Below are 15,062 nucleotides of genomic sequence, written 5' to 3'. Positions count from 1 at the left end.
TCCCAAATATGCGGCCAGCGTAAACAGCCAGACTGGCGCTATGCCAATTGTCTTGTGTGCCCGCACGCCGGCCGTACGTTGCAACTCTCGGCAATCGTGGAATTTTCAGGAAAGAACCGAATATGACTGCCCGAGCCTTGCGTAAATGGTACCTGGTCCACAAGTGGACCAGCCTGATCTCCACTGTCTTTCTGTTGTTGCTGTGTCTGACGGGGTTGCCGCTGATCTTTCATGAAGAGATCGAGCACTATTTCGAGCCGCACCCGGAACTGCGTCCGCTTACCGCCGATTCACCACAGATCGACTACGACAAGGTTATCGCCGGTGCACTGGCGGCACGGCCGGGTGAGGTCGTGCGATTCGTCAGTTTCGATCCGCAAGACCCCCTGGGTGCGGTGATCACTGCACCGACCCTGGTGCCACCGCCGCTTGAAGCTCACGTTCAGCCGTTCGATACGCGCACCGGCGAGTTGTTTGCGCCAGAGCCACCGGACGATGGCTTCATGACTCTGATGTTTCGCCTGCATACCGATTTGTTCCTCGGTCTGCCTGGCTATCTGTTCCTCGGTTTGATGGGGTTGCTGCTGGTGGCCTCGCTGGTTTCCGGCGTGGTGGTGTACACACCGTTCATGCGCAAGCTGGACTTTGCCACCGTGCGTAGCGGGCGCAGTTCACGACTGAAATGGCTGGACCTGCACAATGTGCTCGGGGTCGTCACCCTGGCCTGGGTCCTGGTGGTTGGCGCCACCGGTGTCATCAATACGCTGGCGCTGCCGATACTTGGCATGTGGCAGAGTGGCCAACTGGCGGAGATGACCGCGCCCTACGTTGACGCACCGCCGCTCAAGGGTCTCGGCTCGTTGCACAACGCGCTGCAAACTGCGCGTAACGCGGCGCCGGGCATGGAGCCGAGTTTCATCGCATTTCCCGGTACCCAGTTCAGCAGCCAGCATCATTACGCGGTGTTCATGCGTGGGACTACGCCACTGACAGCACGTTTGCTCAAGCCCGCCCTGGTGGATGCCAGCACCGGTGAGCTGACCGATATGCGCGAGATGCCTCTGTACGTGAAAACCTTGCTGGTCTCGCAACCGTTGCACTTCGGCGACTATGGCGGCTTGCCGTTGAAGATCATCTGGACACTGCTCGACATCATCACCATCGTCGTCCTGGGTAGCGGTCTGTACCTCTGGCTGGGACGACGCAAGGTACCGCTGGAAAAACGCCTGGCCGAACTTCAGACCAGCGACCTTGAGACGGAGGGCAGGGCATGAGGCGCGGGCTCTGGATGATCTTCCGCTGGCCACTGCTCGTGGCGCTATTGAGTCTGTTTGGCCTGATATCGGCATTGATCGGCGATGAGGTCTATGACCTTTTGTCGTGGCTCAGCCTTGGGGTGCCGTTGCTGTTGCTCGGGGTGGTTTGGCTACGCTTGCGTCGCTCGAAACGGGCGCTTGGGTGATCGCAGTCGGCGTTCTGCTCTGCAGCGCTTCTGTCGGCTTGTCGAACCGCGCAGCTCAATCCGGTTTGGCAGCTCCATGATGGAGCTGCTTCGAGGGCGTGTTGACTTGCGTTGATCTTAAACGGCAGGGAAGGCGGCCGCAGGCATCGTCATTGGCGTGGCGAAGTTCAGCGCAACCATGTACATCACGCCTCTGCCAGGTTCAGTCAGTCCGGCATGTACACAGATGAAGTCGAACACCGCTTCGGCTTCGGCTTCATCCACCACCACGTTGACCACCCGGGAGAGCACCGCCTCCGGCACTTCGTTGCCGCGTGCCTTGGCGGCCTGCAATACGGCCACGCCACGGCAGCTGACGCTGTCCGCGCGGGTAATGCCATGCGCCTCTTGCAGCAGGAGCAACAGCCTGCGTTCCGTGCCGTCGTCGGGCAATATGCAGGTGATGAGTTTTGCCGCCCCGCCCGGTATTGCCGCGTTCGCCATGCTCACGAGGCTTTCCCTTGTTCCAGCGTTTCACGGGGGATGTAGGTGGCCACTTTTTCCACCGGTGTCGCATAGATCATGCCGGCGCCGGGAACACCCAGGTCGGCGGCGTGGTAGATGGCCTCGAGAACCGCATCCTGGTACTCGGCAGCCACCAGCAGGCTGACCACTTCTTTCTCTGCATCGATGGCGATGCTGAGCAGGCCAAGCCGCTCACGGGGGCCAATGCCGTTGGCGTGGTAGACGATGGCGCCTGGCGCGCCCATGCCTTGTGCAGCACGTATCACAACGTCTGCGCGCCCGACGGCGACAATGCAGGTGATCAGTGCAACGTCAGTCAGGTAGGTAATCCCTTCAGCTTTCATCCAGCTTCTCCGCTGCTCAATAATTGATTCGCCGGCTGTTGCGTGGTGGCCTTTGCCTGTCTCCACAACTGCAAGCGCGCCCACTGCCCGAGGAGCATGACGCTGATGACAGGGCCGACCGAGGCCATGCAAAGAATGCCAAAACCCTCGACCGCGTTGGTGGCATTGCCCAGCCCCAGGCCCATGGCCAGAACGAGCGGCACGGTGATCGGTCCCGTGGTAACGCCGGCGCTATCCCAGGCCACATTGACGAACTCTTCGCTCGAAAAGACCGTGAGCACCGCAGCAAGCAGGTAGGGCGGTATTACCAGCCACACCAGTGGCAGGTCGAACACCAGCTTGGCCACGCCCACGGCAATACCGCAGGCGACGCCTATCGATACTGCGCGTATCAGGCTGCGCTTGCGGATAAACCCGTTGGTGAGGGTCTCGGCGGTGACGCCGAGCGCATTCAGCGCGGGTTCGGCGACGGTTGCGCCGTACCCGAGCACCCAGGCGAAAACCAGGGCCAGCACCAGCCCCACCTCGTACATGTAAAGAGGGGAGTCGTCCACGCCGGGAGTCTGCATGAATGCCGCCGGGATCAGCGAGCCCGCACTGCCTCCCAGTTTCGACAGGCCGTAGGTCAGCCCGAGGTTGAACACGCACATGCCCACCACGGTCAGGCCGATACCGAGGAAGATCTCGTTGCGCCGCGGCAGACTCTGGCGCAGCAGCAGTTTGAGCACTATCAGCAGGAATATCACCAGAGGCACGATGGCCCGCACCCCCGAAACGATCTCCAGTCCGGGGCTGACCCTGTGCCAGTCTGCTGCCAGTTGTCCGGCGCCGGTTGCGCTCTGGGCTGCAGCGATGATCTCCGCCGGCGAGGAAATAGCGGACACGTACAGACCCAGCAGCATGACCCCGATGACGGGAAACAGTGAGGCCAGTGTGACAATGCCGAACCCGGACAGCCCTGAACCGCCTTTGCCTGCGGCAGCTGCAATGCCGATGCCCAGCGCCAGCACCAGCGGTACAGTGACCGGCCCGGTGGTGACCGCGCCGGCATCCCAGGCCAGGCCAATGATTTTTGCAAGCTCAGGATCACTGCTCATGTACACCGTCAGCAGCAGAACAGGGGCCAGGGACATGTAGATCAGCGGCTTCAGGCTCCAGCCGTAGAGAAAGCGCAGCGTCCCGATGACTGCGGCAAGGCCGACGCTGGCCCCGACCACCAGGACCAGCTCACTGGTCCACTGGTTGAGTATCGCCCAGAGATAAGGCGCGCGCTCTGCGGAAACGTTCTGCCCGGCGGCACGCAGCGCGCCGATGGCCGGTTCAGCGAAAGTCACCCCGATGCCCAGCAGCAGGGTCACCAGTAACACCACGGGCAGGGATAACTTGCGTGGAAGGTTGCTGCCGATGACTTCGCCGAATGGCATCAGGCCGAGCTTCAAGCCTTCCATGAACAGCATCAGTCCGACGATCACGGCAAACAGGCCACCGGCGACAAGCAGCGAGTCCTCCACCAACTGGCGCAGGATGATGATCTGGAACAGCACCAGGTAAAGGGCCAGCGGCACCACGGCGCGAACCTGCTCCATTAGCCGCACGCTGAGATACGGCTTGAGGATGGCGACGACCTCGCCTGCACGCAATTTCGCAGCTTTGTGCGGGGCGGCCTGCCAGCGGCCATCGGCATCGCGTACCGGGGCCGATACCAGTTCACGCATGGGAATTTCGCGGCGACGGGCTCCGACCCTATGCAAATAGTCGGCGTAACGAATGGGGTCTTTCATAAGGTCATCTGTTGAGGTTGATCTGTCTATTAGAAGGAACCGGTCACGCAAACATGGCACTCTGCGAGCAGCACGAGATAAAGCGAATTTCTTTTGCTGCATATCTCAACTGCGGCCTGAGTTTCCAGGCCGGTGGCTATGTCAGGTCAATGCCTGCATTAGTTGATTCTCAATAGTGCATTGACTCGTTGGCCAGGCACCGATTACTTGAGCGCGATGAATCCTCTCTCCATCGAAATATGCTTGTTTCCATATTTGTGAAAGATAGGCATCAAGCGTGCTGATGCGCTGCAGACTTTTTGCAATGCATTGATGGGGTGTTGTGCCAGGGATGCTACTTCCCACTGCGCGGCTTTCAAGCAAGGGACACCGTAGTGGAAGCTTTTGATCCTGGAAAAGCCTATGTCTTGCAACGTTTGTTCGATGAGTTCTCTGGAGTGTAAAACATGTTTCGACCAGTTATCGGGGCACCAGCTTTTCCACAGATGTGCGCCAATAGCCTCCATGTTAGGCATCGAGAAAAGTAACGTGCCATTATCTTTTAGTGCAGAGAATGATTTTTCAAGCATGGGCTTTGGATCAATGAAGTGCTCCAGTACGCCCCAATGCACGACAGCGTCATACTGCTGGTCAGATTCCCAGTTGCAGATATCGCCGTTGATGAAGTTTCCTGAGCATTGATTGATCTCAAAAAGCTCCTTGACGACTTTCAGTCCTTCATCCGAAAAATCGAGTGCCGTGACGTCTGCGCCCATCCATTTACTCATGGACAAGAGGCGTTTGTTTTCACCGCCACCGCCCAACTCAAGAATACTATTTCCCTCGATCGACCCCAGCCTGTCCTGGATCAGCCTGGCGAAAAGGCCGCTTTTACCGTAATAGAAATCCGAGTTGTTCAGGGGCGCCAAAGAGGATTGAGCAGGTGACCACACACCATCCCAATAGCTTTCGTCCGTGACACTGTTATTTTTCTGTCGTCCCGACACATATCCTCCAAACGCTTAGTTAAAAATCCGATGATGTTGATCTTGTGAAAGACGCAAACGTATCTTGATTTTCCATCGCCGCTTGTTCTCGACCGGACATCCAGTCCGCCGTCAGGGGCATCGGCATGGGGCGCAGCAGCCCTCGTTGGAACCATGGAGGGTTGGGAATGATTCTCTAGTTTGTAGCAGCTGCTGCAAGGTCCCGCAATGGCTTGGGCGAAAAGAGACACCTCAACGGATAAAAAGGTTCGTTCAACAGAAAATGGACAATCTGCCGTGGTCGCAGAAACTGTCATCGACAGTCCCTGAAAGCCCTATTGCAGGGCGTATTAGCGGTCGGTTCGCAAGCGCTGCCAAGTTAATAATTATCAAAAATTAGTAACCACGCGGCCAAAAGGGTGCTCAAGAGCCGGCCGTCAGCCGATTGGCTCGTCGCCGCTGATCGGCCGATTGAGCGCAATCAGCGGCTAGTCAAGGCCGTGTCGAATAGGAAGGTGTCGATGCCCGTACCACTGTGTGGTGACCAGTACAAAAAAGGCCCGCTGATCAGGCGGGCCTTTATTTATTCCGACAGTGCCTTGCGCTCTGTCGTTAATGTCTGCGTGTAGCTCTCGGTGAACAGTTTTTTCTGGCGCTCCAGGCGCCGCGCGTCCGATACCATTCGGATAACCTTGCGCGCCGGTTCCTCAATGCCGTGATAGATAGCCATCGAGAATGCCAGGATCAGAGGGATCTCATACTTCAGATCCATCATGCCAAACATTTTGCGCTCAACAAACAGCACCATGATGTGACACATGTAGAGGCTGTAACTGATCTTACCGAGGTAAACGGAAACAGGATTGGAGTAGAGCCAAATCGGCCCGGCCCGGAACAGGCTCGCAACCATCACGATTACCAGGAGCGGGAACACCTGGTCAAAGTAGTACTGAATGCTCGTTGTCAGGAACAAGAGCAAGATCAGTGGGGCAATCGCCAGTGCGGTAATTCGCCAGTATTTGGAGTCCGGCAGGTCGTGGCATACCTGGTAGGCACAGTAGCCGGCAACGAAATAAGTGATGCACTTGATGGTCCAGATGCCGTTGGCAAGCATCTTCGGTTGCAAGTAGGGCGCGTAGAGTGCAAGGCCGATCAACAGCAGCGTGAAAGAGATCTTTCCCCACTTTCGCGTGAAGTAAGCCAGAAAGGGGAATATCAGATACGCTGCCCACTCACAGCTGATAGACCAGGAAGGCTGGTTGAAGGTCAGGTCGGGCGTTACACCCCAGGAATGCACCAGGAACAGGTTGGCGTAGAAGGTGTACTTTGTATCTACTGGCGACCAGTCATAGAGAAGATGCATCGGCAGGATGAACGCCGTGATGACCAGCATGAAAACGTGGACTGGGTAGATCCGCGCGAGCCTGGCTACCCAGAAGCTCATGGCTTCCCTGGGCTGGAGACCGTGGTCGAAGTCTTTCCCGTGGACGTAGGCCAGGATGAAACCGGACAGGACGAAAAACACGTCGACCCCAAGGCCTCGGGTCTGGAACAGAAAGGCGAAATAGCCATAGGCGTTAGCCAGGTCGCCATATCGGATGTGCAACAACAGGACAGACAGGGCTGCGAACCCCCGCAGTCCTGTAAGGTTTTGGATGTGAGCGGCGCGCATCAAGCACTCCAGGGCAGTGTCTTGCAGGGGTGCCCTGCGGGAAAGGCGGCGATTACACCACAGCTCACAGCCGATGCAAATATCCGACTGGCAGTTTGCTATAACGTCATTCGTTTTTTTACTGGTTGGCGCTGTGCAGAGTCCGTATACGGGTAACCTCAGCCTGCGCCTGGCATCCGCAATTCCACGCAGCAATCGTCAAAGCAACTGCCTGGGCTGCTTGTCAGAGGCTTGAGTCAGCCTTTCGCCGCTCACTGCCGCAAAGGCTACCGATGTTGATGAGCCTTCTCTCCAGCAGAATATTCTGCAGCGCCTGGCGATCCGACGGTTCCAGTTGATGCTCTCGTTCCTTGAGCTCAAGCAGGATCGGGCTGGACCACTGGCGGTAGGTTTGTTCGGCTCTACGAATGGATGACATTGATTCCTCCTTGATGCTCGTGCCAATAGGGGGCCGCAGTTCAATACGAAAGTGACCCTAGCCGAGGAAGTTGTTTGTCGCCAATGCAGTGCGTCGGACATCAATCCGCGTGACCCCAGCCCATCGTAAGACGGCTATTTCGCCTTCCAGCTACCACCGCCTGTTTCACAATCGATTTTCGACTGCGCGAGATTTTCAGCGTTGTAGTAATAGGTGGTGACCTGGGCATTGTCCGGGATGTTGAGGGACTTGCTGTTCTTGTCCTTGCTTGTCGATTGAGGGTTGGCCAGGGACTCCTGGGTCAAGGTGGCGAGGCAGGTGGCCTGGTAGTGGTCGGCGCACTGTTCGACGGGTTTCTTGGTGTTGCTGAGCATTTCCTTGCTTTCGTTGCTGCAGGACCAGTCGATCGCATCCACCGGCATGCCTTCGTATTCATAACAGGTGTGGCTTTCGATTACCGGCACCGAGGGGCTTTGGGAGCGGGTGATGACGTCGCAACCTTGAGCCATCGCCAAGGCAGGGCTCAGGCTGGCGATGACGAGGAGAATTGCAGTGTTCATGATTTTCCTCTCCAGTTGAGTCCTGCCATGCATACGGTTAGACGAAGGGTTGACCGCTGAAACCCCGAGGCAACCTGTTCAGGCCGGAAATGGCGGTCAGGCGTTCGATCCAGGCGGTTCGCCAGTCGTTGGCGGTGTGGACGGCTTTGGCTTTGCGGGCCGCACGACGGGTAGCACTGCGTTCTGCTTTGCGTGCCTCTTTGTAGGCATCGGTGTTGCGGCAGCTTCTGCACTTCACCCGATTGAGTTCCTGGGTCGATGTGAGATTGCTGCCTTTGTGACCGCAGGCCAAGTGTCCGCTGACTTTGAAGTGAGTGACCATCGAAACGTCTCCTGTGCGACGTGTGATCGGTTGACCTCACGCGGGCGCTGACGTTCGATTGGATTACTCCAACGAAAAATCCCGGCGCCAGGCCGGGTGGGGAATATGCGAAAGTCGATCAGGCAACCAGAAGCAGGGCGACCCTGACGTCGCCATTCATGTGACCTGAATCAGGTCGTGTGCTGACACCATCGTCCAGGCAGCAATCATCTGAACCGGGGCAGCGGCCGGTCGACCGGTTTCAGCGATGACAGCGTATGCCGGATGAGCGGCGTATCTTTTTCGATGTCGTTCAGGCGATCACGAATTCTCAGGGCGGTTGGATGCCCGCCTTGGTGATCGACCCAGTCGGCGATTTCCTTGCAGGCCGCTGCGAGGCGGGCCTGACGGGAGTCAAGCAGGGTGAGCAGAGTGGTGATGGACTCTTTTTCGGACATGGGAAACACCTCCGTTTAAGAAACCTGGGTGTGGCATCAAATAGCCCGGGGGCTTATTGCTGTTCTGTTCTGTTCTGTAGGAGCGAGCATGCTCGCGATGGACGTCAACGATAACGCGGGAACCCTGAATGCCCGCGTCGCTCTCACCTCCATCGCGAGCGTGCTCGCTCCTACAGAAGGAAAGCAGCATTTGCAGTATAGACCGGCAACAGCTCGTCAGCTTTGGCGGGCTGACACCTGTGACTTGGCGTTCAGTTGCCGGCAGACAGACTGGGCGTCTTCTTCAAGGTCATAGCCGTCACCGATGAAACCCTGGGTGCGGGTATCGCAAATGCGGTACCAGACAGCCGCGTCCGGTGGCAGATGACCGGATTCGCCGGTCCTGCGACCATGGATAATGATCTTGTTGCAACGCTTGACGACGAAAATGTCTTCCATGGCGTCTCCGCAGCGGGTTCCTGTTCAGATCAACTATAGAAGCCATTACTGATCGTGCAAAAAATACACAGTTCAATTCGTCGGGTCCGAGGCCGCGAGCATGCCCTCCAGGAACATTGCCAGCCCCACTTCCTCAGCCTTGAGCCCCTTGCGGGCACGCGGCCGGGGCAACTGGTGGAGTGACCCGAGCAGGAAGCCATCGAGCACGGCCGGGTGGATGTAGCATTTGCGGCAGACCGCCGGGGTGTTGCCCAGTTGCCTGGCGACGTCCTTGACCATTTCCACCACATGCCGTTTTGCTTCAGATTCAGCTTCCCAGCGCAGCTTGCGCAGCATGGCCAGAGCCAGAACACTGCCAGCCCAGGTGCGATAATCCTTGGCGGTGAAATCGGCGCCGGTGAGGGTTTGCAGGTAGCTGTTGATGTCGGATGAGCTGACGGTGTGCCGTTCACCGTTTTCATCCAGGTACTGGAAGAGGTTTTGTCCGGGGATCTCCTGGCAGCGTTTGATGATCCGCGCCAGCCGCCGGTCCTTCACGGTGATCTGGTGTTCAACGCCGCTTTTGCCGCGGAACTGGAACAGGATGGCGCTGCCATTGATTTCCACATGGCGGCTGCGCAAGGTGGTCAGCCCATAGGAGCGGTTATCCCGGGCATATTGACTGTTACCGATGCGGATCAGCGTGGCATCGAGCAAGGTAATGACCGTGGCCATGACTTTATCGCGGCTGAAACCCGGTGCCGCCAGCAGGGCTTCCAGTTGTTTGCGCACTCTCGGCAAGGCCAGCCCGAAATCGCGCAGGCGCATGTATTTATCGGCGTCACGCACTTCCCGCCAGCGTGAGTGGTAGCGGTATTGCTTGCGCCCCCGGGCATCGCGGCCTGTAGCCTGCAGATGCCCGCGCGGATCGGTACAGATCCACACATCGGTGTAAGCCGGCGGCACCGCGAGGGCGTTGATGCGCTTGATTTCGTCGGGGTCGCTGATGCGCTGGCCTGTGGGGTAGAAATAGCAGAACTTGCCGCGCAGTTTTTTGCGGCTGATGCCCGGCTGGGTGTCATCGACATAGTGCAGGTCAGGGGGCAGCGCATCGGGCATGGCGAATGTCCTTGGCAGGGAATCAGGGGCCGTTACAGGCATTGACCCCGCGCCGATGCAGTGGTGCCAACGGATTTACGCCAGTACCGCCACCGCCTTGATCTGTGCCCAAAGGGACTGGCCGGGATGCAGGCCCAGCTGGTCGCGGGAATAGCGGGTGATGCGCGCCAGCAGTGGCGTACCTGCGGCGTCGAGGCGAATCAGGACATGGGCGGCGTTATCGGCATTCATTTCGCTGATCACCGTGACCGGCAAGCGATTGAGAATGCTGCTCTGCTCGACGCTGTGCAGGCTCAGGCTGACATCTCGCGCCTGCACCTTGCAGCGCAACGACTGGCCTACTTCCATCCGGGTGTGCGGCACGCGAATGCTCAGCGCGCAATCGGGCAATTGCAGGCTCAGCAGTTGGTAGTTGGCGTCGTAGGCACTGACGTGCCCCTCGATCACCACGCCGGCATCGTCCCCCTGAGCCAGCGGCAAGTCGAGACGGGCCAGGGTCTGGCCGATAGGGCCGCTGGCCAAGGCCTTGCCGTCGCGGAGCAGGACGATATGGTCGGCCAGGCGCGCCACTTCATCCTGGGAATGGCTGACGTAGAGCACCGGGATCTCCAGTTCATCGTGCAACCGTTGCAGGTAAGGCAGTATTTCACCTTTACGCCGGGCATCCAGGGCGGCCAGTGGTTCGTCCATCAACAGCAGCTGCGGGCTGGTGAGCAAGGCCCGGGCGATGCCAACGCGCTGGCGCTCACCGCCAGACAGATGTTGTGGGTGGCGGTCGAGCAACTGACTGATGCCCAAAAGCTCGGTGGCATGGGCCATATCCACCCGGCGCTGGTGCCTGGGGATACGCTTGAGGCCGAACTCCAGGTTGGCCAGCACCGACAGATGCGGGAACAGGCTGGCTTCCTGGAACACGTAGCCGAGGGCGCGTTTATGCGGCGCGACGAATATCTTCCTGGCGCTGTCTTGCCAGACTTCTCCGTTGACCTGGACGAAACCCTGGCTGGCCTGTTCGAGGCCGGCGATACAACGCAGGCAGGTGGTCTTGCCCGAACCCGAGTGGCCGTAAAGCGCGGTGACGCCACGGCCCGGCAGCTGCAGGTCGACCTCCAGGGCGAAGCCTGAATAATCCAGTTTCAGACGCACATCAATCATCGGTCAGCTCCAGCCTGCTTTGGTTTTACGGCTGGAGTACAGCGCCAGCAAGACAATGAACGAGAACACCAGCATCGCCCCGGCCAGCCAGTGGGCCTGGGCGTATTCCATGGCTTCGACGTGATCGTAGATCTGCACTGAAACCACGCGGGTCTTGTCGGGAATGTTGCCGCCGATCATCAGCACCACACCGAATTCACCGACGGTGTGGGCGAAACCGAGAATGGCTGCAGTAATGAAACCGGGGCGGGCCAAGGGCAGGGTTACGCTGAAAAATGTGTCCCATGGATTGGCGCGCAAGGTTGCCGCCACTTCCAGGGGGCGGGTACCGATCGCGGAAAAGGCGTTCTGCAGCGGCTGGACCACAAACGGCATCGAGTACAACACCGAGCCGATGACCAGCCCGGCAAAACTGAAAGTCAGGGTGCCAAACCCAAGTGACTGGGTGAACTGGCCGATGAACCCGTGAGGGCCCAGCGCCAGCAGTAGATAGAAGCCAATCACCGTGGGCGGCAGCACCAGGGGCAGGGCGACAATCGCCCCGACCGGGCCGCGCAACCAGGAGCGCGTGTGCGACAGCCACAACGCAATCGGAGTGCCGATCAGCAGCAGGATGACGGTGGTCAGGGACGCCAGTTTCAGGGTCAGCCAGATGGCGGAAAAATCGGCACTCGAGAGGGACATTTAGATCTGGTAACCGTAGGACTTGATGACAGCGGTGGCTTTCGGACCCTTGAGGTACTCAACCAGAGCCTTGGCAGCCGGGTTGTCCTTACCCTTGTTGAGGATCACCGCGTCCTGTTTGATCGGGTCGTGCAGGCTGGCCGGAACGATCCAGGCCGAACCGCTGGTGATCTTGCCGTCCTTGTAGATCTGCGACAAGGCGACGAAGCCCAGTTCAGCGTTGCCGGTGGAGACGAACTGGTAGGCCTGGGTGATGTTCTGGCCTTCGACGATCTTGTCCTTGACCTTGTCGGTCAACCCCTGTTTGGCCAGTACCTGAGTGGCTGCAAGGCCATACGGCGCGGCTTTCGGGTTGGCGATGGACAGGTGCTGGTACTCATTGTTTTTCAGTACCTCGCCCTTGGCGTCGACGTAGCCTTCCTTGGCCGACCACAGGGCCAGGGTGCCGATGGCGTAGGTGAAGCGCGAACCCTTGACCGCGTCGCCTTCGGCTTCGAGCTTTTGCGTGGTGGTGTCATCCGCCGAGAGGAACACCTCGAATGGCGCGCCATTCTTGATCTGGGTGTAGAACTGCCCGGTTGCCCCGAAGGAGGTGACCAGTTTGTGCCCGGTGTCTTTTTCGAAGTCGGCTGCGATGGCCTGGATTGGCGCGCTGAAGTTAGCCGCTACCGCGACCTGGACTTCGTCGGCCTGGGCAGAGCCGAAAGCGAATACGGCGATAAGGCTCGCCAGACAGGCAGGGGCAAAACGTGAGGCACGAATGGTCATGAAACGGCTCCGTCGTAGACAATTGCAGCAATTGGGGAGGGATCGCTATGTACAAGAATATATAGCGAATAAGCTGCAAACGGAACGTGGAATCTTCGTTGATGAGCAACTTCACGGCAGCTGCCGCAGCCCACGGCAACTGCTACAGCGGGGATCACTTAACGACGGAGCAATCTGGCCAGGCCTTCATCGGCCAGATGCCGGGTCAGTTCTGCCGAAGTCAGTTCAGCGCCGAGGGTAAATGCCTGTCCGGCCCACAGATTGCTGAAATCGGCCTCGCCCTTGGCCCTCAGAGGCATCAGTGCACCGCCGGCGAGCGGGAAGGCCGGGGCCTTGGCGCTCATGGGGCCGAGTTCGCGCATCACCCGATTGAGAATCCCCCGGGCCGGGCGACCGGTGAAAATGTTGGTGAGCGCTGTCTCGCTTTCACGAGCCGTGCGCAAGGCTTTATGGTGCGAGGCGCTGACCTTGGCCTCAGGCGTGAACAGGTACGCCGTGCCGACTTGCACCGCCGACGCCCCGAGCATGAATGCCGCTGCAACACCGCGTGCATCGGCGATGCCGCCAGCGGCAATCACTGGCACTTTCACCGCATCGACGATTTGCGGCACTAACGCGAAGGTGCCGACCTGGATGCTCAGGCCATCACTGAGAAACATCCCGCGATGCCCACCGGCCTCATACCCCATGGCGATGATCGCATCACATCCGTGCTGCTCCAGCCATAGCGCTTCTTCGACGGTGGTGGCGGACGACAGCACTTTCGCCCCCGTGGCTTTTACCCGATCCAGCAGGGCTTTGTCCGGCAGACCAAAGTGGAAGCTCACGACTTCGGGACGGAACTCCTCGACTATCGCGCAGGCCGCATCATCGAAGGGCGCGCGATTGGAGACCGGCGTTGGTGCATCGAAATCGGCGCCCAGTTCCTGATAGTAGGGTTGCAGCAGATTTTTCCAGTCCTGTGCCCGCTGCTCGTCCGCCGGTGGCGATGGGTGGCAGAAGAAGTTGACGTTGATCGGGTGCCGGGTGTGTTGGCGAATGGTCTTCAACTCCTCGCGCAACTGCTCGCTGCCGAGCATCGCCGCTGGCATCGAACCCAGGCCGCCGGCGTTGCTCGCGGCAATCACCATGGCCGAGTTTGTGGCGCCGGCCATGGGCGCCTGGATAATCGGCAGCTCGATCCCGAGCAGGTCAAGAATGCGGGTGTCTGGCCATTGGTTCATGTGCGATGTTCTCCGACGGTAAAACCGGGCAGGGGACGCTGGAGCAGGATTTGTAACGCATCGACCGGCGCAAGGCCAGTCGGTTTTTCGCCTAAGCTGGCTTTTTTAGAACCGGGAAAAACATCCGTCGGTTCGACCGATTGGCTTAAAGTCGATGGCGGAAAAATGTTGCTTTTGTGTTATTTCAATTGCACCACCCCCTGATTGATTCCATTGAGAGGCAGTGATGTTCAAAGGCATTCTGGTCGACAAAGACGACAGCGGTTACCAGGCCACCGTACAAGAGATCGATGACGATCAACTGCCCGAGGGCGATGTCACGGTTCGCGTGACGTACAGTACGTTGAACTTCAAGGATGGCCTGGCAATTACCGGCAGCAGTCCGGTGGTGCGCAAGTTTCCGATGGTGCCGGGGATTGATCTGGCAGGGACTGTCGAAAGCAGCGAGCATCCGGATTACAAGGTCGGTGACAGTGTCCTGCTCAATGGCTGGGGCGTGGGTGAAGGGCACTGGGGTGGCCTGGCGCAGAAAGCCCGCCTGAACGGCGACTGGCTGATCCCGCTACCCAAGGCGTTCACCGCCGCGCAGGCGATGGCCGTCGGCACTGCGGGTTACACGGCGATGTTGTGCATTCTGGCGCTGGAGCATAACGGTGTGACGCCGGAACAGGGCGAAGTACTGGTGACTGGCGCCAACGGTGGTGTCGGCAGTTTCGCCATCGCGCTGCTGAGCCGCCTGGGCTACCGAGTGGTCGCGTCCACCGGGCGTACGTCGGAACACGATTACCTGAAGCGACTGGGTGCCAGCGAAATCATCGACCGCGCGAGCTTGTCCGGTCCAGGCAAACCCCTGGCCAAGGAGCGTTGGGCAGCTGTTATCGATTCAGTCGGCAGCCACACATTGGCCAACGCCTGTGCCAGCACCAAAGCCAATGGCACCGTCGCTGCCTGTGGCCTGGCCCAAGGCATGGACTTTCCGGCTTCCGTCGCACCCTTCATTTTGCGCGGCGTGACCCTGGCCGGCATCAACAGCGTGACTCAGCCGAAGGCTAAACGGATCGAGGCGTGGAATCGCCTGGCCGAGGATCTGGATTTCGACCTGTTGTCGCTGATCAGCCATGAAATCGGTTTGAGCGAGGCCATCGACGCCGCTCCGCGCTTGCTCGCTGGCCAGTTGCGCGGGCGGGTGGTGGTCGATGTGAACCGCTGACAGCCCGGGATCGCGGTCTGG

At 59.1% G+C, this 15,062-nt stretch carries 18 protein-coding genes; 3 read left to right on the top strand and 15 right to left on the bottom strand.

All coding sequences use genetic code 11. The features are described 5' to 3' along the window. The first annotated feature begins 122 nt into the window (after positions 1 to 122). Positions 123 to 1,274, top strand: coding sequence for a PepSY domain-containing protein (locus tag KW839_RS01505; protein ID WP_060540654.1), 1,152 nt, complete (start codon positions 123 to 125; stop codon positions 1,272 to 1,274). Continuing rightward, positions 1,271 to 1,462 carry a hypothetical protein gene (locus tag KW839_RS01500; protein ID WP_060540655.1) on the top strand — a complete coding sequence of 64 codons (192 nt, stop codon included), beginning with the start codon at positions 1,271 to 1,273 and terminating at the stop codon, positions 1,460 to 1,462. The genes KW839_RS01505 and KW839_RS01500 overlap by 4 nt, the downstream gene beginning before the upstream one ends. A 117-nt stretch (positions 1,463 to 1,579) precedes the next feature. On the opposite strand, the gene KW839_RS01495 is transcribed toward KW839_RS01500, so the two are convergent. The 15 genes from KW839_RS01495 to KW839_RS01425 form a co-directional block, all read right to left on the bottom strand. Next, entirely contained in the window at positions 1,580 to 1,951 is a 372-nt protein-coding gene (locus KW839_RS01495) for a hypothetical protein (protein WP_060540656.1), read from the bottom strand. Further along, the gene (locus KW839_RS01490; protein ID WP_060540657.1) at positions 1,948 to 2,310 is read right to left on the bottom strand and encodes a P-II family nitrogen regulator; all 363 of its coding nucleotides are present in this window, start codon (positions 2,308 to 2,310) and stop codon (positions 1,948 to 1,950) included. Before KW839_RS01490 ends, KW839_RS01495 begins: the two co-directional genes overlap by 4 nt. Next, positions 2,307 to 4,091, bottom strand: coding sequence for a DUF1538 domain-containing protein (locus tag KW839_RS01485; RefSeq protein ID WP_218423169.1), 1,785 nt, complete (start codon positions 4,089 to 4,091; stop codon positions 2,307 to 2,309). The genes KW839_RS01490 and KW839_RS01485 overlap by 4 nt, the downstream gene beginning before the upstream one ends. Before the next feature lie 203 nt (positions 4,092 to 4,294). After that, on the bottom strand, positions 4,295 to 5,077 hold the full coding sequence (locus KW839_RS01480) for a class I SAM-dependent methyltransferase (RefSeq protein ID WP_218423168.1): 783 nt from the start codon (positions 5,075 to 5,077) through the stop codon (positions 4,295 to 4,297). A 562-nt stretch (positions 5,078 to 5,639) separates the two neighbouring features. Beyond that, complete coding sequence (locus tag KW839_RS01475) at positions 5,640 to 6,728, bottom strand: acyltransferase (protein WP_218423167.1); 1,089 nt, start codon at positions 6,726 to 6,728, stop codon at positions 5,640 to 5,642. 223 nt (positions 6,729 to 6,951) lie between these two features. After that, positions 6,952 to 7,146, bottom strand: a complete 195-nt coding sequence (locus KW839_RS01470) for a hypothetical protein (protein ID WP_218423166.1) — start codon at positions 7,144 to 7,146, stop codon at positions 6,952 to 6,954. Positions 7,147 to 7,280: 134 nt separating this feature from the next. Next, positions 7,281 to 7,706 (bottom strand): hypothetical protein, encoded by a 426-nt coding sequence (locus KW839_RS01465; protein WP_060540660.1) that lies wholly within the window; start codon positions 7,704 to 7,706, stop codon positions 7,281 to 7,283. A gap of 37 nt (positions 7,707 to 7,743) precedes the next feature. Beyond that, a complete protein-coding gene (locus KW839_RS01460; RefSeq protein WP_060540661.1) occupies positions 7,744 to 8,028 on the bottom strand; it encodes a hypothetical protein in 285 nt (94 codons plus the stop codon). Between the two features lie 206 nt (positions 8,029 to 8,234). Further along, the gene (locus KW839_RS01455) at positions 8,235 to 8,465 is read right to left on the bottom strand and encodes a hypothetical protein (protein WP_057714650.1); all 231 of its coding nucleotides are present in this window, start codon (positions 8,463 to 8,465) and stop codon (positions 8,235 to 8,237) included. A 216-nt stretch (positions 8,466 to 8,681) separates the two neighbouring features. Then, positions 8,682 to 8,903, bottom strand: a complete 222-nt coding sequence (locus KW839_RS01450; protein WP_218423165.1) for a hypothetical protein — start codon at positions 8,901 to 8,903, stop codon at positions 8,682 to 8,684. Between the two features lie 72 nt (positions 8,904 to 8,975). Next, positions 8,976 to 10,001, bottom strand: coding sequence for a DNA topoisomerase IB (locus tag KW839_RS01445; protein ID WP_218423164.1), 1,026 nt, complete (start codon positions 9,999 to 10,001; stop codon positions 8,976 to 8,978). Between the two features lie 75 nt (positions 10,002 to 10,076). Further along, complete coding sequence (gene modC, locus KW839_RS01440; protein WP_218423163.1) at positions 10,077 to 11,156, bottom strand: molybdenum ABC transporter ATP-binding protein; 1,080 nt, start codon at positions 11,154 to 11,156, stop codon at positions 10,077 to 10,079. Between the two features lie 3 nt (positions 11,157 to 11,159). Next, positions 11,160 to 11,840 (bottom strand): molybdate ABC transporter permease subunit, encoded by a 681-nt coding sequence (modB, locus tag KW839_RS01435; protein WP_218423162.1) that lies wholly within the window; start codon positions 11,838 to 11,840, stop codon positions 11,160 to 11,162. Continuing rightward, entirely contained in the window at positions 11,841 to 12,608 is a 768-nt protein-coding gene (gene modA / locus KW839_RS01430; protein WP_218423161.1) for a molybdate ABC transporter substrate-binding protein, read from the bottom strand. Positions 12,609 to 12,766: 158 nt separating this feature from the next. Next, positions 12,767 to 13,831: a nitronate monooxygenase family protein gene (locus tag KW839_RS01425; protein ID WP_218423160.1), complete on the bottom strand. Its 1,065-nt coding sequence runs from the start codon at positions 13,829 to 13,831 to the stop codon at positions 12,767 to 12,769. Between the two features lie 226 nt (positions 13,832 to 14,057). Here KW839_RS01425 and KW839_RS01420 point away from each other — a divergent pair, with 226 nt between their 5' ends. Further along, positions 14,058 to 15,041: an MDR family oxidoreductase gene (locus tag KW839_RS01420; RefSeq protein WP_060542280.1), complete on the top strand. Its 984-nt coding sequence runs from the start codon at positions 14,058 to 14,060 to the stop codon at positions 15,039 to 15,041. The last annotated feature ends 21 nt before the right edge of the window (positions 15,042 to 15,062 follow it).

It is taken from the genome of Pseudomonas sp. PDM31, from assembly GCF_019218965.1.
GTDB lineage: Bacteria > Pseudomonadota > Gammaproteobacteria > Pseudomonadales > Pseudomonadaceae > Aquipseudomonas.
The sequence above is the reverse complement of the archived record's forward strand: the minus strand, read 5'-3'. Positions and strand labels throughout refer to the sequence as shown.

Coding starts and splice junctions, on each gene's coding strand:
- KW839_RS01445 (WP_218423164.1), bottom strand. CDS start 10,001: ATGCCCGATGCGCTGCCCCCTGACCTGCACTATGTCGATGACACCCAG.
- modB (WP_218423162.1), bottom strand. CDS start 11,840: ATGTCCCTCTCGAGTGCCGATTTTTCCGCCATCTGGCTGACCCTGAAA.
- modC (WP_218423163.1), bottom strand. CDS start 11,156: ATGATTGATGTGCGTCTGAAACTGGATTATTCAGGCTTCGCCCTGGAG.
- KW839_RS01505 (WP_060540654.1), top strand. CDS start 123: ATGACTGCCCGAGCCTTGCGTAAATGGTACCTGGTCCACAAGTGGACC.
- KW839_RS01490 (WP_060540657.1), bottom strand. CDS start 2,310: ATGAAAGCTGAAGGGATTACCTACCTGACTGACGTTGCACTGATCACC.
- KW839_RS01420 (WP_060542280.1), top strand. CDS start 14,058: ATGTTCAAAGGCATTCTGGTCGACAAAGACGACAGCGGTTACCAGGCC.
- KW839_RS01500 (WP_060540655.1), top strand. CDS start 1,271: ATGAGGCGCGGGCTCTGGATGATCTTCCGCTGGCCACTGCTCGTGGCG.
- KW839_RS01465 (WP_060540660.1), bottom strand. CDS start 7,706: ATGAACACTGCAATTCTCCTCGTCATCGCCAGCCTGAGCCCTGCCTTG.
- KW839_RS01485 (WP_218423169.1), bottom strand. CDS start 4,091: ATGAAAGACCCCATTCGTTACGCCGACTATTTGCATAGGGTCGGAGCC.
- KW839_RS01455 (WP_057714650.1), bottom strand. CDS start 8,465: ATGTCCGAAAAAGAGTCCATCACCACTCTGCTCACCCTGCTTGACTCC.
- KW839_RS01475 (WP_218423167.1), bottom strand. CDS start 6,728: ATGCGCGCCGCTCACATCCAAAACCTTACAGGACTGCGGGGGTTCGCA.
- modA (WP_218423161.1), bottom strand. CDS start 12,608: ATGACCATTCGTGCCTCACGTTTTGCCCCTGCCTGTCTGGCGAGCCTT.
- KW839_RS01470 (WP_218423166.1), bottom strand. CDS start 7,146: ATGTCATCCATTCGTAGAGCCGAACAAACCTACCGCCAGTGGTCCAGC.
- KW839_RS01425 (WP_218423160.1), bottom strand. CDS start 13,831: ATGAACCAATGGCCAGACACCCGCATTCTTGACCTGCTCGGGATCGAG.
- KW839_RS01450 (WP_218423165.1), bottom strand. CDS start 8,903: ATGGAAGACATTTTCGTCGTCAAGCGTTGCAACAAGATCATTATCCAT.
- KW839_RS01460 (WP_060540661.1), bottom strand. CDS start 8,028: ATGGTCACTCACTTCAAAGTCAGCGGACACTTGGCCTGCGGTCACAAA.